The sequence below is a fragment of the Tahibacter caeni genome (genome assembly GCF_024609805.1).
GTDB lineage: Bacteria > Pseudomonadota > Gammaproteobacteria > Xanthomonadales > Rhodanobacteraceae > Tahibacter > Tahibacter caeni.
Genome location: NZ_JANFVR010000504.1, coordinates 1 through 2391, shown reverse-complemented (window position 1 = coordinate 2391; position 2391 = coordinate 1). Strand labels below are relative to the sequence as shown.

1 protein-coding gene is annotated in these 2391 nt (G+C 72.6%); it reads left to right on the top strand.

The features are described 5' to 3' along the window. Positions 1-156: 156 nt before the first annotated feature. A partial coding sequence (locus tag NON22_RS23155) for an Hpt domain-containing protein (RefSeq protein WP_257389350.1) occupies positions 157-2391 on the top strand: 2235 nt, incomplete at its 3' end.

Below are 2391 nucleotides of genomic sequence, written 5' to 3'. Positions count from 1 at the left end.
CCGAGCGGCGAAAGTGCCGCGCCGCCGATCGCCGCGGCTCCGACGACGCCGGCGTTCGAGGCGCCGCGCGCGCAGACCGCCGAAACGCCGGCCGCTGCCGCATCACCGTCTCCGCCGGCGTCGCTGATCCCGCCTCCGGCCCCGACGCCGCCGCCGGTGACCGAACCGATCGCCGCGCCCGAAGCGCGCGCGGCCGACCTGTCGATCGGCCAGTTCGTCTCGTTCGCCGAAACGCTGCCCGAAGGCCGCAAGGCCTCGGCGCGTGGCGAGATCGAATTCGCCGCCGCCGATTCCGGCCTGCCGAGCGTCGAGCTCGACCTCGGCGGCGAGGTCGACGAATTCGTCGCGCGGCTGGGCCAGCCCGCCGAATCCGAGCCCGCGCCGCCGGCGCCCGAAGCGCCGGCGCCCGAACTGCCGCACGAGCTCGAAGTCGCGGTCGAGATCGCGCCCGGCGACAACCTCGACGCGCTCGTCGTCGGCGAGCACGCCGCGCCGGCCGCCGCCGTGCAGGACCTGACCGGCCTGCGCCTGACCGAGACCATGCCGACCCAGCCGCCGGCCGTCGCCGAGCCGCCGGCGCCGCGTTTCCGCACGATCGAGATCGAGGAAGAGATCGAAGAGGAAGTCGAGGACGACGCGGTCGCGACCGGCGCCGCCGACGCGAGCTTCCAGGCCGTCGCGTCCGACGACATCGACGAGGAGATCCGCGAGGTCTTCGTCGAGGAAGTGCAGGACGAGATCGACAACCTCAACCGCCACATGCCGATCTGGAAGGCGGATCTGAACGACTTCGAGCGCCTGAAGCCCGTGCGCCGTTCGTTCCACACGCTGAAGGGCTCCGGCCGTCTCGTCGGCGCGATGGCGCTCGGCGAGTTCAGCTGGAAAGTCGAGAACATGCTCAACCGCGTGCTCGACAAGACCATACAGCCGAACGCGGCGGTCGTGACGCTCGTCGACCAGGCCGTCGCCGCGCTGCCCGAGCTGCTCGCCGCGCTGCGCGGCGAGGGCACGCCGACCGCCGACATCGCCGGCATCATGGCCGTCGCCGACAAGCTCGGCGCCGGCGAGGAGGCCTGGCTCGCGCCGGCGCGCAAGCGCACCAAGATCGTCAAGCGCAAGATCAAGCGCCTCGTCGAGGTGCCGGTCGAGCCCGAAGCCGTCGTCGCGCCGGTCGAGCTGCCGGCGGTCGAGCTCACGCGCACGCTGGACATCGAGCGCGAGGTCGTGCTCGAACCGGCCGTGGCCGAAACGCACGACGGGCTGCCGGCCGCGGGTCCGCTGCCGAACATCGATCCGGTGCTGTTCGACATCCTGCGCAGCGAGGTCAGCCAGCATCTCGCGGTCATCGACGGCTTCGTCGACAGTTCGGCGCATTCGCCACAAGTGGCAACGGATACTTTGCTGCGTTCCGTGCACACCCTGCACGGCGCTATCGCGATGGTCGACATTCCGGTCATCAGCCACGTGCTCGCGCCGCTGGAAGGCTACGTCAAGCGCCTGCGCGCCCGCGAAGCCGCGCCCGAGCCGTCGGGTCTGGCCGCGCTGCGCGACGCGAGCGAGCTCGTGCGCCTGGTGATGCAGTCGCTGGAACGCGGCCAGCTCGAGCTGCCGCAGTCCGAGGCGCTGATCGAGCGCATCGTCGCGCTGCGCGACGACCTGCCCGAGCCGGAACTCGCGCACACGCTGTACGTGCCGAGCGACGACGACGTGCTCGAGACGCTGGAGCTGGCCGCCGAACCCGTGGCAGAGCCGGTCGCCGAAGCGGCCGCAGCCGCGGCCGAGGAGACAATCGTCCTCGCTGCGGCCGAGGAACCGGCGCCGTTGGAGCTCGCGCCGCAGGCCGAGCCCGTGCGCGGCCTGGCCGAGCCGGCCGACGAACCGTTCACGTTCGACCTGCACGCGCCGGCCGCCGACGACGCGACGACGCTCGACGAACTCAGCTTCGTGCTCGACGGCAGCCTCGCCGACGGCATCCCGTCGGCCGCGGTCGGCGCCGACGCCGCGGTGCAGGTCGAGGAGATCTCGCTCGAGGACCTGGCCGCGCTCGATTTCCCGGGCCTGCAGGGCGAGGCCGCGGCCGTCGAGGAAGAAGTCAGTCTCGACAGCGTCAGCCTGTCCAGCGACTCCGCCGCGGCCGACTTCGACGCCGGCGTGAGTCTCGACAACTTGTTCTCCAGCGACGAGCAGGCCGAGTTCGACAAGCTGCTCGCCGCCGTCGCGCCGGCCGACGGCACGGCGCCGGCCGTCGCGTCGCTGGCTACGACCGGTTTCGGCGCATCCGGCGACGTCGACGTCGGCGAGCTCGACGCGCTGCTGGCCGATGCGGCGCGCGGCGAAGCCGAGGCTGCCGCAAGGGCCGAGCACGACGCCGAGCGCGCGCGCGCCGAAGCC